The organism is Phytobacter diazotrophicus (assembly GCF_052061655.1).
In the GTDB taxonomy this organism is placed as follows: domain Bacteria; phylum Pseudomonadota; class Gammaproteobacteria; order Enterobacterales; family Enterobacteriaceae; genus Phytobacter; species Phytobacter diazotrophicus.
On record NZ_CM125428.1, the window covers coordinates 2,912,262 to 2,937,878 of the forward strand.

21 protein-coding genes are annotated in these 25,617 nt (G+C 52.6%); 12 read left to right on the forward strand and 9 right to left on the reverse strand.

Annotated features, from left to right (window positions below; translation table 11 throughout):
* Window positions 1-175 precede the first annotated feature (175 nt).
* From ACS0RQ_RS14230 to ACS0RQ_RS14250, 5 genes are read left to right on the forward strand one after another with little or no spacing between them, the layout of a single operon-like run.
* Window positions 176-607: a MarR family winged helix-turn-helix transcriptional regulator gene (locus ACS0RQ_RS14230; protein ID WP_071194114.1), complete on the forward strand. Its 432-nt coding sequence runs from the start codon at window positions 176-178 to the stop codon at window positions 605-607.
* Entirely contained in the window at window positions 607-2,262 is a 1,656-nt protein-coding gene (locus ACS0RQ_RS14235) for an MFS transporter (RefSeq protein WP_271850374.1), read from the forward strand. The genes ACS0RQ_RS14230 and ACS0RQ_RS14235 overlap by 1 nt, the downstream gene beginning before the upstream one ends.
* A gap of 25 nt (window positions 2,263-2,287) precedes the next feature.
* A complete protein-coding gene (locus tag ACS0RQ_RS14240) occupies window positions 2,288-3,370 on the forward strand; it encodes an HlyD family secretion protein (RefSeq protein WP_271850373.1) in 1,083 nt (360 codons plus the stop codon).
* Complete coding sequence (locus ACS0RQ_RS14245) at window positions 3,367-4,755, forward strand: efflux transporter outer membrane subunit (RefSeq protein WP_271850372.1); 1,389 nt, start codon at window positions 3,367-3,369, stop codon at window positions 4,753-4,755. Before ACS0RQ_RS14240 ends, ACS0RQ_RS14245 begins: the two co-directional genes overlap by 4 nt.
* Before the next feature lie 15 nt (window positions 4,756-4,770).
* The gene (locus tag ACS0RQ_RS14250) at window positions 4,771-5,430 is read left to right on the forward strand and encodes an O-methyltransferase (protein WP_039076977.1); all 660 of its coding nucleotides are present in this window, start codon (window positions 4,771-4,773) and stop codon (window positions 5,428-5,430) included.
* A 155-nt stretch (window positions 5,431-5,585) separates the two neighbouring features.
* Here ACS0RQ_RS14250 and hrpA read toward each other — a convergent pair whose 3' ends face one another.
* Window positions 5,586-9,488 (reverse strand): ATP-dependent RNA helicase HrpA, encoded by a 3,903-nt coding sequence (gene hrpA, locus ACS0RQ_RS14255; RefSeq protein ID WP_169039308.1) that lies wholly within the window; start codon window positions 9,486-9,488, stop codon window positions 5,586-5,588.
* A 202-nt stretch (window positions 9,489-9,690) separates the two neighbouring features.
* On the opposite strand from hrpA, the gene azoR reads away from it, so the two are divergent.
* Window positions 9,691-10,296: an FMN-dependent NADH-azoreductase gene (azoR, locus tag ACS0RQ_RS14260; protein ID WP_039076975.1), complete on the forward strand. Its 606-nt coding sequence runs from the start codon at window positions 9,691-9,693 to the stop codon at window positions 10,294-10,296.
* Between the two features lie 6 nt (window positions 10,297-10,302).
* Here azoR and ACS0RQ_RS14265 read toward each other — a convergent pair whose 3' ends face one another.
* Together ACS0RQ_RS14265 and ACS0RQ_RS14270 are read right to left on the reverse strand one after the other, a co-directional pair.
* Window positions 10,303-10,497, reverse strand: coding sequence for a YnbE family lipoprotein (locus tag ACS0RQ_RS14265; protein ID WP_271850371.1), 195 nt, complete (start codon window positions 10,495-10,497; stop codon window positions 10,303-10,305).
* Window positions 10,494-13,136, reverse strand: coding sequence for a YdbH family protein (locus ACS0RQ_RS14270; protein ID WP_271850370.1), 2,643 nt, complete (start codon window positions 13,134-13,136; stop codon window positions 10,494-10,496). Before ACS0RQ_RS14270 ends, ACS0RQ_RS14265 begins: the two co-directional genes overlap by 4 nt.
* A 208-nt stretch (window positions 13,137-13,344) precedes the next feature.
* Here ACS0RQ_RS14270 and ACS0RQ_RS14275 point away from each other — a divergent pair, with 208 nt between their 5' ends.
* Together ACS0RQ_RS14275 and hslJ are read left to right on the forward strand one after the other, a co-directional pair.
* Window positions 13,345-14,334: a 2-hydroxyacid dehydrogenase gene (locus ACS0RQ_RS14275; RefSeq protein ID WP_271850369.1), complete on the forward strand. Its 990-nt coding sequence runs from the start codon at window positions 13,345-13,347 to the stop codon at window positions 14,332-14,334.
* A gap of 112 nt (window positions 14,335-14,446) precedes the next feature.
* Window positions 14,447-14,875 carry a heat shock protein HslJ gene (hslJ, locus tag ACS0RQ_RS14280; RefSeq protein WP_271850368.1) on the forward strand — a complete coding sequence of 143 codons (429 nt, stop codon included), beginning with the start codon at window positions 14,447-14,449 and terminating at the stop codon, window positions 14,873-14,875.
* Here the strand turns inward: hslJ and ACS0RQ_RS14285 are convergent.
* From ACS0RQ_RS14285 to ACS0RQ_RS14295, 3 genes are all read right to left on the reverse strand, one after another.
* Entirely contained in the window at window positions 14,869-15,135 is a 267-nt protein-coding gene (locus ACS0RQ_RS14285; RefSeq protein ID WP_072039689.1) for a putative hemolysin, read from the reverse strand. The genes hslJ and ACS0RQ_RS14285 overlap by 7 nt on opposite strands.
* 295 nt (window positions 15,136-15,430) lie before the next feature.
* The gene (locus ACS0RQ_RS14290; protein ID WP_039076970.1) at window positions 15,431-15,637 is read right to left on the reverse strand and encodes a hypothetical protein; all 207 of its coding nucleotides are present in this window, start codon (window positions 15,635-15,637) and stop codon (window positions 15,431-15,433) included.
* A gap of 224 nt (window positions 15,638-15,861) precedes the next feature.
* Window positions 15,862-16,332 carry an Hsp20 family protein gene (locus tag ACS0RQ_RS14295; protein WP_039076969.1) on the reverse strand — a complete coding sequence of 157 codons (471 nt, stop codon included), beginning with the start codon at window positions 16,330-16,332 and terminating at the stop codon, window positions 15,862-15,864.
* Between the two features lie 556 nt (window positions 16,333-16,888).
* Between ACS0RQ_RS14295 and nifJ the strand changes: the two genes are divergently transcribed.
* From nifJ to ttcA, 4 genes are all read left to right on the forward strand, one after another.
* On the forward strand, window positions 16,889-20,413 hold the full coding sequence (gene nifJ / locus ACS0RQ_RS14300) for a pyruvate:ferredoxin (flavodoxin) oxidoreductase (protein ID WP_334633209.1): 3,525 nt from the start codon (window positions 16,889-16,891) through the stop codon (window positions 20,411-20,413).
* A 123-nt stretch (window positions 20,414-20,536) separates the two neighbouring features.
* Entirely contained in the window at window positions 20,537-20,749 is a 213-nt protein-coding gene (locus ACS0RQ_RS14305; protein WP_193796080.1) for a KTSC domain-containing protein, read from the forward strand.
* Between the two features lie 483 nt (window positions 20,750-21,232).
* Window positions 21,233-21,328, forward strand: coding sequence for a YoaK family small membrane protein (locus ACS0RQ_RS14310; protein ID WP_139153700.1), 96 nt, complete (start codon window positions 21,233-21,235; stop codon window positions 21,326-21,328).
* A gap of 143 nt (window positions 21,329-21,471) precedes the next feature.
* Window positions 21,472-22,407 (forward strand): tRNA 2-thiocytidine(32) synthetase TtcA, encoded by a 936-nt coding sequence (gene ttcA, locus ACS0RQ_RS14315; protein WP_039076966.1) that lies wholly within the window; start codon window positions 21,472-21,474, stop codon window positions 22,405-22,407.
* Window positions 22,408-22,439: 32 nt separating this feature from the next.
* Here the strand turns inward: ttcA and ynaL are convergent, their stop codons facing one another.
* The 3 genes from ynaL to ACS0RQ_RS14330 form a co-directional block, all read right to left on the reverse strand.
* On the reverse strand, window positions 22,440-22,589 hold the full coding sequence (gene ynaL, locus ACS0RQ_RS14320; RefSeq protein WP_271850366.1) for a proline-rich small protein YnaL: 150 nt from the start codon (window positions 22,587-22,589) through the stop codon (window positions 22,440-22,442).
* Window positions 22,590-22,865: 276 nt separating this feature from the next.
* Window positions 22,866-23,849, reverse strand: coding sequence for a zinc transporter ZntB (gene zntB, locus ACS0RQ_RS14325; protein ID WP_271850365.1), 984 nt, complete (start codon window positions 23,847-23,849; stop codon window positions 22,866-22,868).
* 134 nt (window positions 23,850-23,983) lie between these two features.
* A complete protein-coding gene (locus tag ACS0RQ_RS14330; RefSeq protein WP_271850364.1) occupies window positions 23,984-25,180 on the reverse strand; it encodes a methyl-accepting chemotaxis protein in 1,197 nt (398 codons plus the stop codon).
* Window positions 25,181-25,617: the final 437 nt, after the last annotated feature.

A 25,617-nucleotide genomic window follows, 5' to 3' on the forward strand; every position in this document is an offset into this window, starting at 1 on the left:
GAAGCGTAACTACAGCGTAAAGCACCCTAAGATCCCGTCCATTATGCCGACCCTTCCCTGGGCGTTGTTATCTTTAAACGCTTTCCAACAAAACCTGAGCTTTCTAATACACTTGAAATATTCACGCCGTGAACGATAAACTCGTTAGATATCTAACTAATCATCAGAAAACGATATGGATAACCGCGACCTCACTTTTTCTCACCTGCTTTATCTCACGGCCCATCACTGGCGCCTGGCGGTTGACCGTCGGCTGCGAGGGTTGGGCATGAGTCAGGCCAGTTGGGTTGCGGTCGCCGCTATCGCGCGCAATGAAACCCCGCTGTCGCAGAGTGAACTCGCACAGGAGTTGGGCATTGAGAACGCCACGCTGGTGCCGCTGATTAATCGCCTGGTGGAACAGCAACTGGTAGAGCGCGTACTGACCGATCAGGACAAGCGTAAACGCCTGCTGGTCGCAACAGAGCAAGGCATGGCGCTTTACCATCAGGTAAAGACCGTGGCAGATAGCCTGCGCGAAGAAATTTTATCGGTCATCAGCCCTGAGGAGCAGGCACAAACCCGCCGGGTGCTGGAAAAACTGCTCATTGAGGTTGAGAAGAAGTAATGCGCCTGCCGAAAAGCGATCCGTATGCGCCACGAGAATGGGCACCACACGAAAAGCCGATGCTTCTGGGATCACCCTCGACCCCGTTTCACAGCACGCCTAAACGTATCGCCTATGGCATCGTTGGCCTGCTGGTCTGTATGACCGGGGCGCTGGGTAATGCCATGGTCACCGCTAATCTGCAAAACCTGCAAGGTACCTTTGCCGCCTGGTCGACGGAAATTGCCTGGCTGCCCGCCGTCTACGTAATGACGAATGTGTCTATTAACCTGCTGCTGGTCAAGTTCCGCCAGCAGTTTGGGCTGCGCGCCTTTACCGAAGGGTTTTTGGTGCTGTACGTACTGGTGACCTTCTTTCACCTCTTCGTTAACGATCTCAGTTCGGCGCTCCTGGTGCGCGCGGCCCATGGCATGGTCGCTGCCGCACTCAGTTCGCTTGGGATCTATTATCAAATTCAGGCCTGGCCTGCTCGTCATCGACTGAAAGCCCTGACGATCGGCATCACCGGTTCGTCGCTGGCCATTCCCATCGCGAGGCTGTTTTCCACCGAACTCCTGCAACTTGATGAATGGCGTGGCCTGTACTTTTTCGAACTGGGTCTGGCGCTGATCTCCCTCGCCTGCGTGATAATGCTCAAACTTCCGCCCGGCGATCGCAAGAAAGTTTTTGAAAAGAAGGATTTTATTACCTTCTTTTTGCTGGCGCCCGGTATGGCGCTGATTTGCGCAGTACTGTCGCTGGGTCGTCTCGACTGGTGGTTTGAAGCACCGTGGATTGGCTGGTCACTGGCGCTGGCGGTGGTGCTAATCGTGAGTGCTATTGTGTTCGAGCATAACCGCAGCAATCCGCTCTTAAATACGCGCTGGCTCTCCAGCGGAAGCATTGTGCGGCTTGGTTTAATCATGCTGTTAATCCGTATCGTGCTGGCAGAGCAAAACACCGGTGTGTTTGGCTGGTTGCAGTATGTCGGTTTGCAGAACGAACAGATGACCAACCTTGCGTGGTCTATTCTTGCCGGGATTATCTGCGGCATTATCGCCAGTTGCCTGACGATCAAGCCCCAACGCCTGTCCTGGCCTATCGTTACCTCGCTGGTATTGATGATCATTGCCTCGCTGATGGACAGCCAGTCAACCAGCCTGACGCGCCCGGACCAACTGATGATAAGCCAGTTTTTGCTCGGTTTTGGCAGCGCCTTCTTCCTCGCGCCCGCTATGCTGGCCGGGATCGGCGGCGTGGTAGCCGATCCGCGTAATCTGGTCAGCTTTTCGGTACTGTTTGGGATGAGCCAGAATATTGGCGGCCTACTGGGCTCTGCCATTCTGGGGACATTCCAGACCTGGCGTGAGAAATACCACTCCAGCCTGCTTGCCGACCAGCTCACCACGCTTAACCCACTGGTCAATGAACGACTGCAACTCTACAGCCAGATGTACCAGAGCATGATCGGTGACAGTACGTTACTGAGCGTACAGGCCGCCACACAACTGCAAAACGTCTCAACCCTGGAAGCGAATATTCTCGCTTATAACGATACTTATCTGTTAACCGCCTCCGTCGCGGCAGCCACCCTGGTGTGGATATTCTGGCGACTGCTACGCCTGCGTATCACCGCGCGTATCGTACTAAGACAGGCAACCGGAACCAAAAAATAAGAGTGTTAACTTTACTGGAGTATCTATGAGCCAGCAGGATGCCGCCAAAGAGCGGGCAAATACCCGCAGTAACCTGCGTGTTGTGTCAATTTTCGCCGCTGCCGCTATTGGCATTGTTGGCGTACTGGTGATTCTTTATGCCTGGCAGTTGCCCCCTTTTACCCGGCAAACCCAGTTTACCGATAACGCCTATGTGCGCGGTCTGACGACCTTCATCAGTCCTCAGGTGAACGGCTATATTACGCAGGTCAACGTTCAGGATTTCGCCAGGGTGAAAAAAGGCGACCTGCTGATGCAGATTGATGATCGTATTTATCGTCAGCGCGTCCATCAGGCACAGGCACAACTGGCAATGAAAATCGCCGCGCTGAATAACAATATTCAGCAACGGAAAAGTGCCGAGGCGGTGATTCAGCGTAACGAGGCAGCGCTGGCCAGTGCGAAAGCGCAGAATATCCAGTCGCAGGCGAACCTTAAACGCGTAAAAGCCCTGAGTGAAGACGGTTCGCTCTCTGTTCGTGAACGCGACGCGGCTCTCGCCAGCGCGGCGCAGGGCAATGCCAGTATTGCGCAGGCACAGGCCACCCTTGACGTCTCCCGTCAGGATCTGCAAACCACTATCGTTAATCGCGGCTCCCTGGAAGCGGATGTGGAAAATGCCAAAGCGGCGCTTGAACTGGCAGATATCGACCTGCAAAACACCCGCATTGTCGCCCCGCGCGACGGCCAGCTTGGGCAAATTAGCGTCAGACTGGGGGCGTATGTCACCGCCGGGACACATCTGACGTCGCTGGTCCCCGCCCAACGCTGGGTTATCGCCAATCTTAAAGAGACGCAACTGGCGAATGTTCATCCTGGTCAGCCGGTACGATTCACCGTCGATGCGCTCGACGGTAAAGCGTTTGAAGGTCGTGTGGAGAGTATCTCTCCGGCGACTGGCGTGGAATTCAGCGCCATCTCACCGGACAATGCCACGGGCAACTTTGTGAAAATCGCCCAGCGTATCCCGGTGCGCATTGAAGTGAACGGCAAAGAAGAAGATGTCGCCCGCCTGCGCCCCGGCATGTCGGTACAGGTCCATATCGATACCCGGGAGGCGAAGCAATGACCGTGCGTCCTCTCGTGGCACTCACCTGTCTGCTGCTGACGGCGTGTCAGTCTGTTGATGTAAAACCGGCGAAACCCACGTTACAGATCCCGGCGGCCTGGCGGAGTGCCGTTGGTCCGTCGAGCCCGGTCGAAAAGGTCTGGTGGCGCAATTTTCACGATAATGCGCTCAACGGTTATGTAGACCAGGCGCTGCGCTATAACAGTGACGTGCTGATTGCCCGTGAGCGGGTCAATGAGTACCAGGCACGGGTTTACGGCACAGAGGGCAGTCTTTTTCCTTCGCTCAGTGCCGGTGTGAGCGGCACGCGCGCCCGGAGCCAGTCTGCGGCCACCGGCCTGCCTATCTACAGCACCTTGTATAAAGGCACGCTCACGGCCAGTTACGATGTGGATATCTGGGGCGTTCATCGCACTACCAGCGATGCCGCACAGGCCTCGCTGGCGGCACAAAAAGCCGCAGCCGCAGCGGCTGATTTAACCGTCGCCGCCTCGGTTGCCTCCGGCTATGTCAGTCTGCTTTCGCTTGATAATCAATTACGGGTAACAGAATCGACCTTAAAAGCCCGGGAAGAAGCGTTCAGGCTGGCGCAGCGTCAGTATGAAACGGGATACAGCTCACGGTTGGAACTGATGCAGTCAGATTCTGAGATGCGCGCGACGCGGGCACAAATTCCCGGTTTACGTCACCAAATCGCCCAGCAGGAAAATGCGCTTAGTCTGCTCATTGGCGCCAACCCTGGCAGCATCGCCCGGCAAAATGAACTCGATCAACTCACGCCGCTGAGCATCCCGTCAAACCTGCCATCGTCACTGCTTAATCGTCGCCCGGATATTGCCCAGGCGGAGCAACAGTTGATCGCCGCCGATGCTACGCTGGCTTCCGCGCGCGCCAGTTTGCTGCCATCCATCAATCTCACCGCCACGGGCAGCATTCAGGACAGAACCCTGCCCGGCTTGTTGGATAACCCGCTCCAGCTATGGAGTGTTGGCGGCAGTATTCTTGCTCCGTTGCTTAATCGTCAGGCGCTGAATGCGCAGGTAGACGTGACGGCGTCACAACGAAACCAGGCACTGTATGCCTATGAAAAGACGGTAAGAAATGCCTTTAAAGAGGTCAACGACAGTCTGGATGCGATAACGCATTTGCAGGAACAACTGGCGGAATTGCAGGCGCAGACGCTGGTCGCGCAGGAGGCATTACGCATTGCGCAAAACCGCTATCGCAATGGTTACTCGTCCTATCTTGATGAGCTTGATGCCCAACGCACGCTCTTCTCCGCGCAGCTCAGCGTCGTTCAGGCCAAAAGTAACCTGTTACTGGCACAAATCGATTTATATCGCGCACTCGGCGGTGGATGGTCCACGCCCGCAGTGCACGATTAACTAGGGAGTTATGTTATGCAGAAACAGTGGTCCAATGTTGATAACTATCTGATTGAAAAACTCATCCCAAAAGATGACATCCTTGAGCAGGTGTTGGTGAATAACCAGCAGGCAGGGCTTCCCGCCTTTGATGTGGCGGCCAACCAGGGCCAGTTACTGGCCCTTTTTGTGCGCATGACGGGGGCTAAACGTATCCTTGAGATAGGGACTCTCGGTGGCTACAGCACCATCTGGATGGCGCGCGAATTACCGACCGACGGGGAATTGTTGACGCTGGAAGCCGACGCGCATCACGCCAGTATTGCCCGGCAGAATCTGCAACTGGCAGGAGTGGCTGAGCGAGTAAAACTTATTGAAGGCCCTGCACTCAATTCCCTTGAACAACTGGGCGAACATCCGCCGTTTGATCTGATTTTCATTGATGCCGACAAACCGAGCAACCCGGATTACCTGCGCTGGGCGCTGCGCTATTCCCGCCCCGGTACGTTAATCATTGGTGATAATGTGGTTCGCGACGGTGAAGTGACCAACCCACAGAGTGATGACGCAAGGGTTCAGGGCGTCAGAACCTTTATTGAGATGCTGGGCGAAGACCCACGGCTGACCGCGACCGCGATACAGACCGTAGGCGTTAAAGGGTGGGATGGATTTACCCTGGCGTGGGTGAATGCGTAAGCGTTAGTTCCCGGAAGGCATCGTGCGGCCTGATGCCCTCTCCCAGGCCCTCTCCCTCAGTGAGAGGGGACCATTAGTGCTCGCATTTTTTGTGGGGATCCCTCTCTCACAGGAGAGGGAGAAAATCTGCGCCGCATTCGGGATGCAAGAAAAAACTACGCGCTCACCTGCTCCATCGCCTGCAACACGCGCTTATCGGAAACCGGATACGGTGTGCCGAGTTGCTGCGCAAAATAACTGACGCGAAGCTCTTCAATCATCCAGCGAACCGCTTTGACCTCTTCATCTTCACGACGCGCTGGCGGTAGCTTGTTCAGCCATTGCTGCCACGCCTGCTGAACCTGCTCGACTTTCAGCATTTGTGCCCGGTCGCGGTGCGGATCAACCGCCAGCTTCTCCAGACGCTTCTCAATGGCGTGCAGATAGCGCAGCGTATCACCCAGACGGCGGAAACCATTGCCAGTGACAAAACCACGGTAGACCAGCCCGCTCATTTGCGCCTTAATATCCGACAACCCCAGCGCCATGGTCATATCCACACGCCCTTTCAGACGCTTGTTAATATTGAACACCGCCGTGAGGATCTGCTCGACCTGTTTGGCTATCTCAACCACCGTTTCATTCAAGTCAGCACGGACTTTCTCATGCAGCGCCGTAAAGCCCTCTTCCGTCCAGACTGGCCCCCCCGCCTCGTCAATCAACTTATCAACGCCGCAGGAGATACAATCATCAATCAGATCCAGCACTTTGCCATACGGGTTAAAGTACAGCCCGAGCTTGGCTTTGTTCGGCAACTTCTCATGTAAATATTTGATGGGCGAAGGAATATTCAACAACAGCAGACGGCGTAAGCCGCTCCACATAGCCTGTTGCTGATCAAGCGGATTATCAAACAGCTTGATGGCTACGCTGTCGCGCTCATCCACCAGCGCGGGCCAGGCCTTCACCTTATAGTTGCCGCGTTTCTGCTCGTAACTTTCCGGAAGCTGGCCGAAGCTCCAGATATGCAGCCCACTTTGTTCGATACCGTCGTCTGCCACCGCAGACAGAGTCTCCTGCACTTTTCCTTTCAGCGACGCTTTCAGTGCACTTAATGACGGCCCTTCTGACAGTTTCTTGTTCTTCTCATCTACCACCCTGAAGGTGATTTTCAGATGATCGGGAACCTGATCCCAGTGCCAGTCATCGCGATCAATCGTGTGCCCCGTCATACGCCGAAGCTCACGCTCCAGCGCATCTAACAGCGGCAGTTCAAGCGGCGTTACGCGGCCTAAAAACGCCTCCGCATAGTTTGGCGCCGGCACAAAGTTGCGTCGTACCGGTTTGGGTAACGATTTAATCAGGGCAATGACCAGCTCACGACGCAGCCCCGGTATTTGCCATTCAAAGCCGCTTTCTTCAACCTGATTGAGCAACGGCAGCGGAATATGCACCGTCACGCCGTCGGCATCCGCACCCGGTTCAAACTGATAGGTAAGACGCAGTTTCAGGTTGCCCTGATGCCAGAAGTTCGGGTAGTCCAGCTTGCTGACCTTCTCCGCCCCTTCTTTGATCAGCATACTCTTTTCAAAGTTGAGCAGATCCGGGGTTTCACGGCTCGCCTTCTTCCACCAGCTATCAAAGTGGCGGGCAGAAATCACATCATGGCTGATGCGCTGGTCATAGAACTCAAACAGCGTATCGTCATCGACCAGAATGTCGCGGCGACGGGATTTATGTTCAAGCTCTTCGATTTCGGCGCGTAGTTTGAGGTTGTCGCGGAAAAACGCATGGCGCGTCTGCCAGTCGCCTTCCACCAGCGCGTGGCGAATGAACAACTCGCGGCACAGGGCCGGATCAATCTGGCTGTAGTTCACGCTACGGGCAGCCACGATCGGCAAACCGTAAACCGTCACCTTCTCCGTTGCCATCACCGCACCCTGCGAACGTTCCCAGTGCGGTTCACTGTAAGAACGCTTGATCAGATGCTGGGCGACAGGCTCTACCCATTCCGGATCGATACGCGCCGCGATGCGCCCCCACAGGCGGCTGGTCTCCACCAGTTCAGCCACAATGGCCCATTTCGGCGGCTTTTTGAATAAACCGGAACCAGGGAAAATAGAGAAACGCGCATTGCGGGCACCAGTGAACTCCTGTTTATCGGCATCTTTCATCCCGATATGCGACAGTAGCCCGGTCAGCAATGCGATATGGATTTCGCGGTACTCTGCCGGTTCACTGTTCACCGGGATCCCCAACTCTTTCACCACCTGGCGCAGTTGGGTATAGATATCCTGCCACTCGCGCACGCGCAGGTAGTTGAGGTAGTCCAGCTTGCACTGGCGGCGGAACTGATTTGACGAGAGGGCTTTCTGTTGCTCGCCAAGGTAGTTCCACAGATTCACGAACGCAAGGAAATCAGACTCTTTATCGTGGAAGCGGCGGTGCTTTTCATCGGACGCCTGCTGCTTGTCCATCGGACGTTCACGCGGATCCTGAATAGACAACGCCGAGGTGATGATCATCGCCTCGCGTACACAGCCGTGTTTTTGCGCTTCCAACACCATGCGAGCCAGACGCGGGTCTACCGGCAACTGACTGAGTTGACGCCCCATCGGGGTTAACTTGTAAGCAGTGGCCTGTTCGTCAGTGGTGATAGCACCGAGCTCTTCCAGTAGACGCACACCATCCTGAATATTGCGTTTATCCGGCGCTTCAACAAAAGGAAACGCGGCAATATCGCCCAGCCCCAGCGCGGTCATTTGCAGAATAACGGACGCCAGGTTGGTACGCAGGATTTCCGGGTCGGTAAATTCCGGACGGGAGAGGAAATCGTCCTCTGAATAGAGACGAATACAGATCCCTTCGGAAACACGCCCGCAGCGCCCTTTACGCTGGTTAGCAGAAGCCTGGGAAACCGGCTCAATCGGCAGGCGTTGTACTTTGGTACGGTAACTGTAGCGGCTGATACGCGCAGTACCGGGGTCAATCACATATTTAATGCCCGGCACCGTCAGCGACGTTTCCGCAACGTTAGTCGCCAGTACAATGCGTCGCCCGCTGTGTGACTGGAAAACGCGGTTCTGCTCACTGTTAGACAGCCGCGCGTAGAGTGGCAACACTTCCGTATGACGCAGATCGCGCTTGTTCAGCGCATCGGCGGTATCGCGGATTTCACGCTCACCGCTCATAAAAATCAGGATATCGCCCGGCGCTTCCTGGCTTAGTTCATCCACTGCATCGAAAATGGCCTGTAGCTGATCGCGCTCGGTATCGTCCGCTTCTTCAACAATAGGCCGGTAGCGCACTTCCACCGGATAAGTACGACCGGATACCTCAATGATCGGCGCATTATTAAAGTGGCGCGAGAAACGTTCCGGATCGATGGTCGCCGATGTAATGATAATTTTCAGGTCCGGACGCCGGGGTAGCAGCTCTTTCAGGTAGCCGAGCAGGAAATCAATGTTCAGGCTGCGCTCGTGCGCTTCATCGATAATAATGGTGTCGTACTGCATCAACAGGCGATCCTGCTGGATTTCTGCCAGCAGGATGCCGTCAGTCATCAACTTCACCAGGGTGTTGTCGCTGACATGATCGCTAAAACGGACTTTATAGCCGATACAAGCGCCCGGCTCGGTTTGTAGCTCTTCGGCAATGCGGTTTGCGACGGTGCGTGCCGCCAGGCGGCGCGGCTGGGTATGACCAATCAGCCCTTTCACCCCACGCCCCAGTTCCATACAAATTTTTGGTAACTGGGTGGTTTTCCCGGAGCCGGTTTCACCTGCAACGATCACGACCTGATTGTCACGTACAGCCTCAAGGATCGCCTGTTTCTTCTGACTTACTGGCAGGTTATCGGGATAGGTAATGGCGGGACGTGAGGCTTCACGCAGCATAACCTTCCCTGCGGCTTCGTTCATCTCCTGAGCCATCGCCTGAAAAATGCCCTGCTGTGCTTCAGGATTTTTAACTTTCTTTGCCCCCTGCAGGCGGCGGGCAAAACGCAACCGATCGCGTAGCATCAGCGAGTCTAATTGCTGATGAAGATCGGATAAGGTCAATTTCTTTTGTTCTGTCATAGTGTTATCGGTCAGCGCACTGACGGGAAAAATCTCTTTGGCTTAATACTTGTAGGATACCACATCGTAATAAATCATTTCTTGTTCAAGAAATTTGAATAGAGGATTCGATATATTGCGCTATTCATGCAGCAATTTTGTGAATAGAGTGTCATTCAGTAACGGGGCACGCGCCCCCATATCAAATAACAAGGATACACCCATGAGCAAAGTATTAGTTCTTAAATCCAGTATTCTGGCAGGGTACTCTCAGTCTGGTCAGTTGGCTGACTATTTCGTTGATCAGTGGAAAGCAAAACACGCCGCTGATGAGATCACCGTTCGCGACCTGGCTGCAAACCCTATTCCGGTACTGGATGGCGAACTGGTTGGCGCGCTGCGTCCTTCCGACGCCCCGCTGACACCGCGCCAGCAGGAAGCGCTGGCCCTTTCTGACGAACTGATTGCTGAACTGCAAGCGCATGATGTGATCGTCATTAATGCCCCGATGTACAACTTCAATATCCCGACACAGTTGAAAAACTATTTTGACCTGGTGGCTCGTGCTGGCGTCACCTTCCGTTATACCGAGAAAGGCCCGGAAGGTCTGGTAACCGGTAAACGCGTTGTTGTTGTTTCCAGCCGCGGCGGTATTCACAAAGATACCCCAAGCGATCTGGTTGCACCGTACCTGAAACTGTTCCTGGGCTTTATCGGTATTACCGACGTGAACTTCGTGTTTGCAGAAGGTATTGCTTACGGTCCGGAAGTTGCCACCAAAGCGCAGACCGACGCAAAAGCGGCGATCGACAGCCTGGTCGCAGCCTAAGTGTTATTACCCTCCTGCGCTCGCAGGAGGGTTCTGTTTCTCCAGCAATGTTTCCACTTCCTTATCCGCTTTAATATTGATGTCGTGCTCGATCTTCACATTCATATTGATGGTGATCGGCTCTTTCGGCGCAGCCACCTCAATCCTCGGCGTACAGCCAGCCAGCATCATCGTCATCATTATCACTGGCAGGGTTTTCATTGTTTATCCTCACACTCTTTTCCGTTCGCACAGGGAACCGCAGGCAGCTTTGCCTTTTGTTTTAGCAGCGACTGAAGATTGTCGCCGAAGCGCAAACTGCGCCACAACGCAAAGACATTCTCTTCGTGGGTATAGTTCAGGTTCACCGTATTACTTTTTCCTTCCACAAAACTGGTGCCTTTAATGGCCGCCTTCATTTTTAGCACGCCCTGACGGTCCAAATTGAGCGTCGTCCAGGAGCGTGAAATCTCCATATAGCGCAGCCAGTTGATAGCCGCACCGGCTGCTATGTTGTCTTTCACCAGCGCGTCTGCCGTGTCTTTATCCACGCGCAAAGTCATGGGGCCGGGGTTATGCAGCCAGCCGTCTTTGATAATCCATGTGCCGTTGTTATCGAGCCATAACGGTAGCGCGCCGTCAAAAGGACCGGACATCGCAAACTGTTTAGGGTTAATGGCGCTGATTAACTCGCTTGATGAGATATTGCGCAAGCGGAGCAGAGCCGGATCGTGTTGCGGTAAACGTAACTGACTCATCGTGACCTTGCCGCCCAGTACATCAATACTGACGTTACTCAACTGTAAGGGATTTTCTTCACTCCAGGGATAACTGCCCTGTAAATCGGCGGCAATATTGCGTGCCGTCACCTGATTCACCAATTCGCCAATACGCAACGAAACCGGCCTGCGTGTACCCAGTTGCCAGTTACCTTCGCGGTAACGGAAAGGTAGAACAAAATCGACACCGGAAAGTTGGTTATCCGGCATCCAGGCGCTGCCGCCACGCAACACCCCGTGCCCACCCGCCTCAAAACCCTGCCCGGCGGCGGCAGAAAAGGCCACCTGGGCATACAAAGAACCGTCCAATAAATTCATCTTCCAGTCTGGCGGCACCAACGGCTGGAACACCGTCAGCGACTGGCGCGGCCACCAGGCCTGGCCGCGCAGGCGCTCACCGTCCCAGCGCCCGTTTACCCGTACCGGGCCAATTTTTTCAGCGCGTAAATCGCCTTTGAACTGGAAGATGGTGGGTTCGCTCCCTTCTACGCTAAACGTTAACGTTGAAGGTGGCAGCACGCTCCCGCCAGTGAAGGTAGTCTTTCCGGCATCCAGGGTTAACGCGCCACTAAAAAAGGGGTGATCCTCATCGCGCAACCAACGCACCGGCTCATTCAATACCAGACGTGGCGAGCTTACATGCATCGTGCCGTACTGCAACTGGTCGAAACCGGTAGATAGATCGCTGAGCAAAATGGTTTTATCACGCCATTCGCCGCGTCCGTTGACATCCCAGCGGGCGCTCATTGGGGTAAAGTTACCCGTCCCCCAGTAACGCCATTGCCACAAACCATCGTCTGGTAGAAAATCACGCGCCTGGCCGTCAAGGTGTAAAACAAAATCCCCCATCGCATTTTCATGGGCACGCAAAATGGCCTGCAAGCGCCCGTCCACGCCCTTCTGGGTAACTTTGACGCCCGCCAGTGGCCAGCGAATATCATCAATATTGAGTGCGTCGATCACGCGTCCGCTTGAGCGCAACAGCGCGCCGGGCGTAAATGCCAGTGTCGGGTCGCTAAGCCCGCCCGTCAGATGCGCAGGCAGCACGGCGTAGAAGATCATCTCTCCCTGTTTAGCTTCACCCGTCAGTTGCAGTGGCATATCGCTGTTCACCATATTGAGACGCCCCGGCCCTATGGTGAGTACCGCATTCCCTTTTCCGGCATCGCCCTGCGTCAGAACGTTCAGACGACCGCTGATTTCTGCTTTTTGCAAACCCTCCTGCCAGCCATCAATACGTAATCCGACGCGTCCGCTTAGTGGGAACCCCTGATAAGGCCAGTTCCAGCGGCCATCGCTAATGGTTAACCGTTCACGTGTCGCCTGCCAGGGCAGATCCAAAATAGGTTCCGGATTGTCGCGTGCGGTAATAATGAGTTGCCCTTCATTATTACGCCACTCCAGATCGGCATCGACCAGCGACGGTTCCGTAGGCAGCGTGAGCGTGGTCTGGGCATGACCATTAACCGGTATGCCGTTCGGTACATTTGGCAGGATAAATTCGCCGCCCAGCGTGACAGGCGGTTCGCCCTCGATCAGACGTAACTGCATTTGTGTCAGGGTGAGCATCTGTCCGCGCAGACGAGCCTTAAAGGAGACCTGGTCGCCGTCATAGTGGAGATCCTGATTCTCTTTGGATAACGCCAGCGAGATTTTTCCTTCCCACTCTTGCCAGGGCGAGACGGTGAAACGGTCAATGTCAACCCATGTTTTCGGCAACATGGATTGCCATTCGGCCAGCGTTGTCGGCGCACCTGGCGACGGTTCTGTCTCGGGAAGTTTCGCTAAACAGGTGGTGTTGATGTCCAGCGACCCTATATCCAGCTTCCAGCGGCTCGGGTGTGTCAGTTGCGCATTTTTGACCAGCGCCACAGGACAATCCTCAATCAAGTAATGCAGGTCAGGGATTTGCAGCGAGTGACGGGTAAAACGTGGGCTTTCTTCGAAGACAATACGTGTGCCTGCGGGCAGCCAGATACCTGCAAGCGTCGGCACCCAATACGCGAGCGTCAGCAGCAGCGTCAACGGCAGCAGAATAAACAGCAGTAGCAATGCGATTGCGGCTTTGTATTTACCCTTCATGGGCAGTTAATATCCTGATTTTGCGTATAATTAAGCCGATTCTGGCCATTATTGTGGCATGTTTAGCCTGACAGGTGAAGTCGCTGCCCCTTTTAAGCGTAGATGTTTTAAACTGTTTTATATGTCTCTGTTTATCAATTATTTTTTAGTATTTACACAATTATTTTAACCATGTTAATGTGGTGACAAACCTAATGGAGAAAGTCTTATGAAACTCGCGGTATACAGCACAAAGCAATACGATAAAAAGTATTTGCAGCACGTAAACGAGCAGTTCGGCTACGAGATTGAATTTTTTGACTTTCTACTCACAGAAAAAACGGCAAAAACGGCTAATGGCTGCGAAGGCGTCTGTATTTTCGTTAACGATGACGGCAGTCGCCCGGTTCTGGAAGAGCTGAAAAAGCATGGTGTAAAATTCATCGCACTGCGTTGTGCCGGCTTCAATAACGTCGATCTGGATGCGGCAAAAGAGCTGGGACTCCACGTGGTACGAGTGCCGGCATATTCCCCGGAAGCCGTGGCAGAACACGCTATCGGTATGATGATGGCACTGAACCGTCGTATTCACCGCGCGTATCAGCGTACCCGCGACGCCAACTTCTCACTCGAAGGGCTGACGGGCTTTACCATGTACGGTAAAACGGCGGGGGTTATCGGTACCGGGAAAATTGGCGTTGCCGCGCTGCGGATCCTGAAAGGTTTTGGCATGCGACTGCTGGCGTTTGATCCGTACCCGAGCGCTGCCGCACTTGAGTTAGGCGTAGAATATGTCGACCTTACGACGCTCTTTTCCGAGTCCGATGTTATCTCCCTGCACTGCCCGCTGACGCCGGAAAACTATCACCTGCTTAACCAGGCGGCCTTCGATCAAATGAAGGATGGCGTCATGATCGTTAACACCAGTCGTGGCGGTCTGATTGATTCGCAGGCAGCGATTGAAGCGCTGAAAAACCAGAAAATCGGTTCGCTTGGGATGGATGTGTACGAGAACGAACGCGATCTCTTCTTTGAAGACAAATCTAATGACGTGATTCAGGACGACATTTTCCGTCGCCTGTCGGCCTGCCATAACGTGCTCTTTACCGGGCATCAGGCATTTTTGACGGCAGAAGCGCTGATTAGCATTTCTGAAACCACACTGAATAATCTGCGCCAGCTTGAGAACGGCGAAACCTGCCCAAACGCACTGGTATAATCACTGCGGTTCCCTTCCTTCGAAGGGAACCCTTTAAGACAATTCCTGCCAACACCAGATTACCGCAGTCTGTTACTATCCTGCCGTTATGTTGATTTTCTTTGAGGACCAGATGAAAAGGATCATTACCCTGTTAGCCTTTGGCGTGCTGCTATCCGGCTGTGTAAGCCATGGTGTGAGTAAAAATTCAGTCAACGAGACACAGCTTGCACAGCACCGCTTTGTGCTCGAAACAGTCAACGGACAAACCGTCGAGAAAGGCGAGCATCCGGCAGACATCCAATTTGACAATAAAATGGTTGTCTCTGGCAGTATGTGCAATCGCTTTACGGGTCAGGGGAAATTGTCCGAAGGCACGCTGTCAGTGAAAAAGATGGCAATGACGCGCATGATGTGTGCTGATGCCCAGCGCAACGCACTGGACAATATCATCGGTAAAATGCTCAGTGAAGGTGCCCAGGTCGATTTAACCGATGGGCAGCTTACGCTGACAACTGCCGACCAAACGTTAATTTATACCCAGGCCGATCAGGCTCAGTAAGCGCCACAACTTCCGGCGGCAAGCGACTGTTCGCTACAACGTTTGCCGTTAGGGAGTGCACACATCCCGATTGCAGATCCATCCAGTTGGCGTGCGACAGACAATGACCCGCCGACCATTGCGCAATTCGCCTCACCGCTGCTGGACATTGACGCACGTAACCCCGGCGCCACATGCGCGGCCGTTGCCTGCTGAACGGGTTCACTGCTGCATGCAGAGAGTAATAAAACAGCACACCCTACCCAAAACGCTGAACGCATTTCTCATCCCCCAATGATTTAGCAAAACCTAAGCATCATAGGCAGCACAACCCGTTACGTCGAGACCGAAACCGCACCTTTATGCGCTCTGGAAACATTTTGATGCTATTTTTTTGCGCAAACGCAAAATAGCACATCGCAAGACAGTCATTGACGTTATGCCTGAAACGGATTTAGAGATAAGACGCAGTCAAAATTGATGTATAACGAGACAATCGTGCGCCATTGTGCAGGCTGGAAATAAAAAAACCTGTCAGATGGACAGGTTCGCAAAGACGTTTACTCGCACACCTTTTCAGCGTTGTGCCTTCCGGAAGAACTGCTCCATCGATTCCCGGACATGTTCATCCGGATTTTCGGCAAGATCACCCTCTCCTGAGGAATGCCGGACAATATTATTATGCCCTTGCAGAAGAACCGGAGGCTGTTCTGTGTAAGCTGCCGCCGAGCCCAATGATAAAATCAGTAAAAACCACGCCGTTCTTAACGTCTTACCCATCATCAATGACCCTGTAAGTTGATAACTTGCAGCGGCTATATTGCGGGAGCAAAAGTAAAAAGCTGTATGCGATGTTTAAACGTATCCAGGAAGCTGTGAGCAACTGCATAGGCAGAAAAGACATTGCGTGCCAACAGGCCACTGCGGATCCCCTGATAAAAGGCAGATTGCGTGTACAAAAAAGGCCCGCCAGAGCGGGCCCACGACAGGCAAACTATTAACGGAAATTATCCGGCGTGATGCTCAATCACTTTTTGACTGTTCTCAATGGCAATTTTCCTGGGTTTTTCATGTTCAGGAATATCCTGGTAGATATTCACCTCTAAAAGCCCGCTTTCCAGTTTCGCATTGCTGACCTTAGCATGCTCTGGCAGCGAGAAACTTAACCGAAAATCAGAACGGCGTATGCCTCTGTAAATCCACCCTTGTTCATCCTGAGAGTCATTAACCGCACGTTTACCAGAGATATGGAGCGTGCCGCCTACGGTTTCGATTTCCAGCTCGTCTTCTTTCCAGCCTGGAACGCTTACGTTTAGAAGGTAGTTATTTTCATCGACTTTTTTCAGATCATAGGCAGGCAACGCCGAGACAGGCGAATCCCCGGTTAACTGACTAAAAAGTTTGTCGATACGGTTGAATCGGTCAGCAAAGACAGAATCAGAAAAGCCCGGAAGTGCTGACAAGGTTCTGAGTGCCATAAATTAACCTCCTGAATGTTGGATTCAAAAGTTCAAGTTAAAGGCAAGCGTGGCTTGTCCGCTGATAAAAATAAGTGCCAAAAACGGTTTTTCAAGTCCTGAAAAAAATTTTTTTTCCTGCGGCCCGTTACAGGCATTCGCATGCCGTCCTCGCAAAACGAATTAGTGCTACTCAAGGGAAAATGGCGATCACAAAATTGCGCTATTTTCCGGGAGTGGACATAGCGCAACATGCTCAACAGGTTACGACCAGCGCCTGAACGACGGAATACAATACATTTCTCAGGTTTATAACTTTCGCTAAAGCCCATGAGATCAAAAACCTTTGGTTCCTGGCTGTCTATACTGACTGAAAGCATGATGAGGGGCGGCGGCAGGTATGGAAAGAGAACGAACTGCGAGTCATAACCCTGAAAGCGAAGCGAACATCCACCAGAACGAATTTGATAAACCTATTTAAAAAAATGCTTGTAACAGCCCTGCTGGGGCACCACAGAGTCGCAATGCAAGCATAAAGCCGCTTTAAAACTGACATTTAAGCAATGAGAGTTTCTATATGATCACTATTGACGGTAATGGCGCGGTCGCTTCGGTGGCGTTTCGCACCAGTGAAGTTATCGCCATCTATCCTATTACCCCAAGTTCAACCATGGCTGAGCAGGCAGATGCCTGGGCCGGGAATGGGCTAAATAACGTTTGGGGTGATACGCCACGCGTTGTGGAGATGCAATCCGAAGCCGGGGCCATTGCTGCGGTACACGGTGCCTTACAAACGGGCGCGCTTTCTACCTCCTTTACCTCGTCGCAGGGTCTGTTACTGATGATCCCGACGCTGTATAAACTCGCCGGTCAGCTCACGCCGTTCGTGTTGCACGTGGCGGCCCGCACGGTTGCTACCCATGCGCTCTCTATATTCGGCGATCATTCCGATGTGATGGCTGTCCGTCAGACTGGCTGCGCGATGCTCTGTGCGGGGAGTGTGCAGGAGGCGCAGGACTTTGCGCTGATCTCGCATATCGCGACGCTAAAAAGCCGTGTGCCGTTTATTCATTTCTTTGATGGCTTTCGTACCTCGCACGAAATTAACAAAATTGTACCGCTCTCTGACGATACGATCCGCGCCCTGATGCCACAGGACGAGATTGATGCCCACCGTTCCCGTGCGCTCAATCCTGAACATCCGGTCATTCGCGGTACCTCCGCCAACCCGGATACCTATTTCCAGTCACGTGAAGCGACTAACCCCTGGTACAACGCCGTCTATGACCACGTTGAGCAGGCTATGGAAACGTTTGCCGCCGCCACCGGACGCCAGTACAAGCCGTTTGAGTATTACGGTCATCCTCAGGCTGAGCGCGTCATTATCCTGATGGGTTCGGCAATTGGTACTTGTGAAGAAGTCGTCGACGAACTGCTCACCCGCGGTGAGAAAGTCGGTGTACTGAAAGTGCGCCTGTTCCGTCCGTTCAGCGCGCAGCATCTGCTTGCCGTCTTACCGGAATCGGCAAAAACTATAGCCGTACTCGATCGCACAAAAGAGCCAGGTGCGCTGGCAGAACCTCTCTATCTGGACGTGATGACCGCGCTCGCAGAAGCCTTTAATGGCGGTGAACGCGAAACCCTGCCCCGGGTTATCGGTGGACGCTACGGATTATCATCCAAAGAGTTTGGTCCGGATTGCGTTCTGGCCGTCTTCAATGAACTGCGCGCCAGCAAACCTAAACCGCGTTTTACCGTCGGCATTTATGATGACGTGACAAACCTGTCGCTGCCATTGCCGGAAAACACGTTGCCATCAAAATCCCGACTGGAAGCCCTGTTTTATGGGCTTGGCAGTGACGGGAGTGTTTCGGCCACCAAGAACAACATCAAGATTATTGGTAATTCAACGCCGTGGTATGCGCAGGGGTATTTTGTTTACGACTCCAAAAAAGCGGGCGGCCTGACAGTTTCGCACCTGCGCGTCAGTGAGCACCCGATTCGCTCAGCCTATCTGGTCTCGCAGGCGGATTTCGTTGGCTGCCATCAATTGCAGTTTATTGATAAATATCAGATGGCGGAGCGCCTGAAACCTGGCGGCATTTTCCTGCTCAACACCCCGTACAGTGCCGACGAAGTTTGGGATCGACTGCCGCAGGAAGTTCAGGCCGTGCTGAACCAGAAGCAAGCCCATTTCTACGTCATTAACGCCGCGAAAATTGCCCGCGAATGTGGCCTGGCCGCACGTATCAACACGGTAATGCAGATGGCCTTCTTCCATCTGACCCGCATCCTGCCAGGCGACAGCGCGCTGGCGGAGTTGCAAGGGGCCATTGCCAAAAGCTACAGCAACAAAGGTCAGGAACTGGTTGAACGCAACTGGCAGGCACTGGCAATGGCGCGCGAATCGCTGTTCGAGGTTCCGCTACAACAGGTGAATCCGGCCAGCGCGCCTCGCCCACCCGTAGTCTCCGATGCCGCCCCCGATTTTGTGAAAACCGTTACGGCCGCCATGCTGTCAGGCCTGGGTGATGCCCTGCCCGTCTCTGCGCTGCCGCCAGACGGCACATGGCCGATGGGCACCACTCGCTGGGAGAAACGCAACATCGCCGAAGAGATCCCAGTCTGGAAAGAGGATCTCTGTACACAATGTAACCACTGCGTTGCGGCCTGCCCACATTCAGCCATTCGCGCCAAAGTGGTTTCACCCGAAGCGATGGAACAGGCTCCGGCAAGTCTGCATTCACTGGATGTGAAATCCCGTGATATGCGTGGACAGAAGTACGTGTTGCAGGTGGCGCCAGAGGACTGCACCGGGTGTAACCTGTGCGTGGAAGTCTGCCCGGCCAAAGATCGTCAGAACCCGGAAATCAAAGCCATCAATATGATGTCGCGTCTGGAGCACGTTGAAGAAGAGAAAGTGAATTTCGACTACTTTCTCAATCTGCCGGAAATTGACCGCAGCAAACTGGAACGTATCGATATTCGCACCTCGCAGCTTATCAGCCCGCTGTTTGAATACTCCGGCGCCTGTTCAGGCTGCGGCGAAACGCCGTACATCAAGCTGTTAACCCAACTGTATGGCGATCGCATGCTGATAGCTAACGCCACCGGGTGTTCATCGATTTATGGCGGGAACTTACCGTCCACGCCGTATACCACCGATGCGGCAGGACGTGGCCCGGCATGGGCGAACTCCCTGTTTGAGGATAACGCCGAGTTTGGTCTGGGCTTCCGCATGACGGTCGATCAGCACCGCAAACGCGTGATGCGCCTGCTGGAACAGTTCGCCGCGCATATTCCTGGCGAACTCAACGATGCGCTACATGCCGATGCGACACCGGAAGTGCGTCGTAAACAGGTTGCCTCGCTACGTCAGGCACTGGCCGGTGTCGAGGAAGCCAAAGAGTTGTTAACCGATGCTGATGCGCTGGTCGAGAAATCGATCTGGCTGATTGGCGGCGACGGCTGGGCCTATGACATTGGCTTTGGCGGACTTGATCATGTGCTCAGCCTCACCGAGAACGTCAATATCCTGGTGCTCGATACGCAATGTTATTCCAACACCGGCGGTCAGGCATCCAAAGCCACGCCGCTTGGTGCGGTCACCAAGTTTGGTGAACATGGCAAGCGTAAGGCACGTAAGGATCTTGGCGTCAGCATGATGATGTACGGCCATGTTTATGTCGCGCAGATTTCACTTGGCGCGCAGCTCAACCAGACGGTAAAAGCGATTCAGGAGGCGGAAGCCTACCCTGGACCGTCGTTGATCATTGCCTATAGTCCCTGTGAGGAGCATGGCTATGATCTGGCGTTGAGTCATGATCAGATGCGTCAACTTACGGCAACCGGCTTCTGGCCACTGTATCGCTTCGACCCGCGCCGTGCGGATGAAGGTAAATTGCCTCTGGCGCTCGATTCCCGCCCACCGTCTGATGCGCTGGCCGAAACGCTGCTCAACGAGCAACGCTTCAGGCGGCTTAACGCCCAGCAGCCGGAAGTGGCAGAACAGCTCTGGAAAGATGCCGCCGCCGATCTGCAAAAACGCTATGACTTCCTCGCCCAAATGGCAGGAAAATCGGAAAAAAGCTCGACGGAATAACAAGATAAGTTGAACAAAAAGCCTGCATATTTGCAGGCTTTTTATTTCTGTGCGTCTTGCAACAGACGGCGCATCTGGTGGATGATAAACCTTCCCCGCGCCGAGTTGTAAAGGACACCCAGCATGCGACACCATCCCGTAAAATCCTCCCGTATTGCGTCCATTGGCTATGATGAACGCACAAACACGCTGGAAGTCCGTTTTCACGATAAAAGCACCTGGCAGTACCACGGCGTGCCGGAAAGAATTTTCACAGTCTTTCTGACGGTTGTATCGAAAGGCCGCTATTACGATGGCGTAGTGAAAGGCAAATTTCCGGAAAAGAAAGTGGCCTGAAAGACAGGTAAAACCTCACAATACGCATAAAAAATTCACGCATTGTCTGAAAATCATGCCGTAACAGACGCCGCTGATATAAAACTGTCAAATAAGTGCGCCATACTCATGTTCAGACCTGAACATCGGTCTGTCGACTCCTTAGCCATTGAGAACGATTGAATGAAATTAAGCAGAACTCGCCGCACGATGCAGATTCACTGGAGCCTGCAGCGTCAACGCGAAAACCAATGGAAGAAATTCAGCCTGGTGCTTACTAACCGCAGATCCTGAATACCTGATTTTGTCCGCCGTTATGTTCCCTCAACGTAACGGCAATGCCCTTTCCTCTTACCGCTGAACGACTTAATTTGAGCTAACAACGGCCATTCTGATGGGAGCCGTTAAGCAATAGTCGTTTTTCGCGTTATAACATTTGCAGAGCCGATCCGGTTTGGGTAATGTGCTCTTCTGCTTTTTCACCTCTGGCATTAGAGAACAGTTATGAGACTGGGTATTGCTTTCCCCATCATCGTATTTATCGTCGCTGTCGCATTTCTCAGTTGGTTTATTATTGGTGGCTACGCTACGCCGGGCTAATAGCGGCAATCATTCCTGCCATCGTCTCCGCGATAAAAATCCTGTATTCGCCGTCAAGCATTGCTACAATCTCGCTTTAGCGCCCATATCTGTTGGTCAGGCATGCCTGATTGACGTTGAACACCTGAATTGAGCTTTTTTTCATGTCGCAAAATCAAGAAATTACCAAAAAAGAACAATACAATCTGAACAAGCTGCAAAAACGTCTGCGCCGTAATGTGGGCGAGGCGATTGCCGACTTCAATATGATTGAAGAAGGCGACCGCATTATGGTCTGTCTCTCCGGCGGTAAAGACAGCTATACGATGCTGGAAATTCTGCGCAATCTGCAACAAAGCGCGCCGATCAATTTCAGCCTTGTGGCGGTCAACCTCGATCAGAAACAACCGGGCTTTCCGGAGCACATTCTGCCAGCGTACCTGGACCAGCAGGGTGTCGAATATAAGATCGTGGAAGAGAACACCTACGGGATCGTAAAAGAGAAAATTCCGGAAGGGAAAACCACCTGCTCGCTCTGCTCACGCCTGCGTCGCGGCATTTTGTACCGTACGGCCACTGAGCTGGGAGCCACTAAGATCGCGCTGGGCCATCACCGTGACGACATTTTGCAAACACTGTTCCTGAACATGTTCTATGGCGGCAAAATGAAAGGCATGCCGCCTAAGCTGATGAGCGATGATGGCAAACATATCGTGATTCGCCCGCTCGCTTACTGCCGCGAAAAAGATATCGAGCGTTTTGCCGAAGCAAAAGCATTCCCTATCATTCCCTGCAACCTGTGCGGTTCACAGCCGAACCTGCAACGTCAGGTTATTGCCGATATGCTGCGCGACTGGGATAAACGTTATCCTGGGCGTATTGAGACGATGTTCAGTGCGATGCAAAACGTGGTGCCTTCGCATTTGAGCGATACCACCCTGTTTGATTTCAAATCTATTCATCACGGTTCTGCGGTGGTGGACGGTGGCGACCTCGCCTTTGACCGCGAAGAGATCCCTTTACGGCCAGCAGGCTGGCAGCCTGACGAAGACGACGGCGATTTCGCTGCCAGTCGCCTCGATATACTTGAAATCAAGTAAGCCACCAGCCCTCTTTCACAGAGGGCTTTTTTCTATCTGTGCGGCGGTGGATCGACAATCGGCCGAGGGTCCGGGTCGAACGGCGGGTCGGGAATGGGCTGCGGTTTTGGTATAGGGTCAGGCACTGGAACCGGATCTGTCGGAAGTGGGTCGCTCATCTGCAGTGGGGTTAATGTACGCATTTTCGCCTCCTTCTTTCGCGTTGCCATCCTTTAAGGGTAGACCGGACAAACTGAGAGGCAAAAAAAAGCCGACTCTTTTAAGTCGGCGTCGTACGAATCAATTGTGCTATGCAGTAATTCAAAAAAGGAAGTAAGACAATATGGAGCGCAACGCCCATCGCTTGACGTTGCATTCACCTGCGAGTGCAATATTGCACTGGTTGCGTAGAGCATTTATTGATATCGCTCAAAGTAAACGGCGTTTTTATGTTCAATTTTTGTTAAAAAAGTGAAATTTTACAGCCATTTACTACGATGCAACCACCAGGTAACACCCCCTATCAGGATGACCAACATAATGCAGAAAAGTGCGAAGCCAAATCGCCAGCCACCGCCGGGTATTCCGCCTAAATTGACACCGAATAGCCCGGTCAAAAAGGTGCTGGGCAGGAAGACCATTGCCATCAACGACATGGTGTAAGTTCTGCGTGCTAACGACTCCTGCATCACCTGCGTGATTTCATCCGTCATCACCGCCGTGCGCGCGATGCAGGCATCAATTTCATCAAGTCCCCGCCCCAGTCGGTCTGCAATATCTTGCATACGACGACGCTGATCGTCGGTCATCCACGGCAGCCGCTCACTGGCCAGACGAGCGAAAACATCTCGCTGTGGCGCCATATAGCGACGCATCACGATCAACTGTTTACGCAGTAATGCGAGGAAACCTCTGGGGGGAATCTCCTGATCAAGCAAATTATCTTCAAGGTCGATAATCTTATCGTGTAGTTCTTCAATAAACTCGCTGGCATGGTCGGTCAATGCGTCACAAACATCCACCAGCCAGCCGCCGCAATCCGTCGGCCCGGTCCCTTCCTCAAGGTCGTTTACGACATCATCCAGCGCCAGCACCTTACGCTGACGCGTTGAGATAATCATCCGTTCATCCATATAAACACGCACGGCCACCAACTGGTCCGGGCGTTCGTCTGTGCTGCCGTTAATGCAGCGCAGCGTGATAAGCGTACCTTCCCCTACGCGACTGACACGTGGACGCAGGCTTTCACCGGCCAGCGCGTTACGCACGCTATTAGGTAACTGCGGCGTTGATGCGAGCCATTGCGCGCTCTCCTGATTGGTATAATTCAGGTGCAGCCAGCAAGGATGCTGTGCATCAATCACATCATCTGGTTCCAGCGGTTTGACTCCGCCCTTTCCATCCAGACGCCAGGCGAAAACCGCATCCGGAATATCAACATCCGTTCCTTTGATCGCTTCCACAGCGCCTCCCAATCAACATAAGTGCTGTTGTCAGTCTAGCTCTCTGCGCCCGTTAAGCAACCATCATGCTGAATTCGTTACAAATATTAAAAAAAAGCCCGCATGAGCGGGCCAGAGGCAGGATGACCTGAGAATTAGAACGAATGCCAGTAATTTTCCTGGTTACCGATTGCAGGACTTGCCTGACGATTTCTACGATTTTTGGAAGGAGCGCTTGAGGGTGTCGTAACGGGACCAGTGTCTGTTACCTGATTGTCCGCCAGACGGAATTTAGACGTACGTGTTTGCAGTTCGATAACCCGGTTTTTCAGAATGTCAGAAGAACCCGCCAGTTCTTCAACCATGGTGACATTACTCTGTGTCACTTTTTCCAGCTCAGACAACGCCAGTGTGATCTGCGAAATGCCTTTTTCCTGTTCCAGGGTCGATACAGCTATCTCCCCCATTAACTTGCTAACCACACTCGCACCGGAGACAATTTCATGCATATTCTGTTCGGCCTGGTTGACGACTGTCGCCCCTTGCGTGACGTTATCCGTGGTAACGGCAATCAGCGACTTAATATTTTTGGCCGCTTCGGCGCTGCGGTGCGCCAGGCCTCTGACTTCTCCTGCTACCACAGAGAAACCTTTACCGTGATCCCCCGCTCTTGCCGCTTCCACAGCAGCGTTCAGCGCGAGAATATTTGTCTGAAAAGCAATGCCATCAATAAGGGAGATAATATCTGCCATTTGGCCCGCGCAGTCAGTAATGGACTGCATATTTTTCGCCACCTGCCCCATCAAGTCGCCGCCTTTACGCGCACTCTCACTGGCATCGTTCGCCCGTGTACTGGCAAGCCGCGTGTTTTCGGCATTATTTTGGGTACTACTGGCTATCTGCTCCATACTGGCCGCTGTCTGCACCAGTGCCGCAGATTGCTCCTCAGTTTTAACCGACAGTTCGCCGCTTCGGGATGCCAGTTGATCGGAGAGATCCATTGCGTTCTGTGAAGAGAGACGAATTTCATTAACCAGCGTTGCGATACTTGCAGAAAGGCTATTAATGCCCGGAATTAAGCGCCCGGCGCAATTGTTGCCAAATTCGGGAATCGTAATCGACAGGTTGCCAGCGGTCACCTCTTCGATACTTTTCTTCACCGTATTAATTGGCGAAACTAAATAATACGTCATATACAGCCAAAGCAAACCCAATGTTGCTACCCACACTACGCTAATTGCTGTTAATAAGGCCATATTTTTTGAGATGGCGATCACTAAAAGGTCCATGATTATAAATGAGACAATCAGGAACGATAATATAAAGCTTCTTACACTAATATTTTTAAGCATAGGGCACCAACAAATACATCACGAGGAGTAATATTCTTATAGCATTCGAAATTCACTTTTTCATCTCGAAATTGATCGTAAGACATGTTTAGCTTACCTTCACTGAAATTTAACTTAAGAGCGACATTAAAATCCAAAAACCCAGAGACACTGCAAATTTTAAAGTTAAGATATCTAAATAATTCGTCATATCAGGAAGTCACCCGCCATACAAAAAGCAGCTTTACATCTCAGTAATTTAATCATTACGCCGCTTAAACCATATTTAAGCTGTGCTAAAATGATTCATAATCCTAAAGTTACTGATATGAATGCCGATAATAATAATTTACTTTTAATTCAGCTTAAATAGCAGTATAAATAATAAATATTTCCAACAACATAAATTCACCAGGTTAGCTGCTAGAATAAAAATTAGAATTAACTCTTTTCTTTTC

Excerpts from the sequence above, each read along its gene's own strand:
- ACS0RQ_RS14305 (WP_193796080.1), top strand. The coding sequence starts at position 20,537 with ATGCGACACCATCCCGTAAAATCCTCCCGTATTGCGTCCATTGGCTAT.
- ACS0RQ_RS14270 (WP_271850370.1), bottom strand. The coding sequence starts at position 13,136 with ATGAAGGGTAAATACAAAGCCGCAATCGCATTGCTACTGCTGTTTATT.
- ACS0RQ_RS14275 (WP_271850369.1), top strand. The coding sequence starts at position 13,345 with ATGAAACTCGCGGTATACAGCACAAAGCAATACGATAAAAAGTATTTG.
- ACS0RQ_RS14295 (WP_039076969.1), bottom strand. The coding sequence starts at position 16,332 with ATGGCACTCAGAACCTTGTCAGCACTTCCGGGCTTTTCTGATTCTGTC.
- hrpA (WP_169039308.1), bottom strand. The coding sequence starts at position 9,488 with ATGACAGAACAAAAGAAATTGACCTTATCCGATCTTCATCAGCAATTA.
- azoR (WP_039076975.1), top strand. The coding sequence starts at position 9,691 with ATGAGCAAAGTATTAGTTCTTAAATCCAGTATTCTGGCAGGGTACTCT.
- ACS0RQ_RS14240 (WP_271850373.1), top strand. The coding sequence starts at position 2,288 with ATGAGCCAGCAGGATGCCGCCAAAGAGCGGGCAAATACCCGCAGTAAC.
- ACS0RQ_RS14250 (WP_039076977.1), top strand. The coding sequence starts at position 4,771 with ATGCAGAAACAGTGGTCCAATGTTGATAACTATCTGATTGAAAAACTC.
- nifJ (WP_334633209.1), top strand. The coding sequence starts at position 16,889 with ATGATCACTATTGACGGTAATGGCGCGGTCGCTTCGGTGGCGTTTCGC.
- ACS0RQ_RS14290 (WP_039076970.1), bottom strand. The coding sequence starts at position 15,637 with ATGATGGGTAAGACGTTAAGAACGGCGTGGTTTTTACTGATTTTATCA.
- ACS0RQ_RS14310 (WP_139153700.1), top strand. The coding sequence starts at position 21,233 with ATGAGACTGGGTATTGCTTTCCCCATCATCGTATTTATCGTCGCTGTC.
- ACS0RQ_RS14285 (WP_072039689.1), bottom strand. The coding sequence starts at position 15,135 with ATGCGTTCAGCGTTTTGGGTAGGGTGTGCTGTTTTATTACTCTCTGCA.
- ACS0RQ_RS14235 (WP_271850374.1), top strand. The coding sequence starts at position 607 with ATGCGCCTGCCGAAAAGCGATCCGTATGCGCCACGAGAATGGGCACCA.
- ttcA (WP_039076966.1), top strand. The coding sequence starts at position 21,472 with ATGTCGCAAAATCAAGAAATTACCAAAAAAGAACAATACAATCTGAAC.
- ACS0RQ_RS14330 (WP_271850364.1), bottom strand. The coding sequence starts at position 25,180 with ATGCTTAAAAATATTAGTGTAAGAAGCTTTATATTATCGTTCCTGATT.
- hslJ (WP_271850368.1), top strand. The coding sequence starts at position 14,447 with ATGAAAAGGATCATTACCCTGTTAGCCTTTGGCGTGCTGCTATCCGGC.
- ACS0RQ_RS14230 (WP_071194114.1), top strand. The coding sequence starts at position 176 with ATGGATAACCGCGACCTCACTTTTTCTCACCTGCTTTATCTCACGGCC.
- ACS0RQ_RS14245 (WP_271850372.1), top strand. The coding sequence starts at position 3,367 with ATGACCGTGCGTCCTCTCGTGGCACTCACCTGTCTGCTGCTGACGGCG.
- ACS0RQ_RS14265 (WP_271850371.1), bottom strand. The coding sequence starts at position 10,497 with ATGAAAACCCTGCCAGTGATAATGATGACGATGATGCTGGCTGGCTGT.
- ynaL (WP_271850366.1), bottom strand. The coding sequence starts at position 22,589 with ATGCGTACATTAACCCCACTGCAGATGAGCGACCCACTTCCGACAGAT.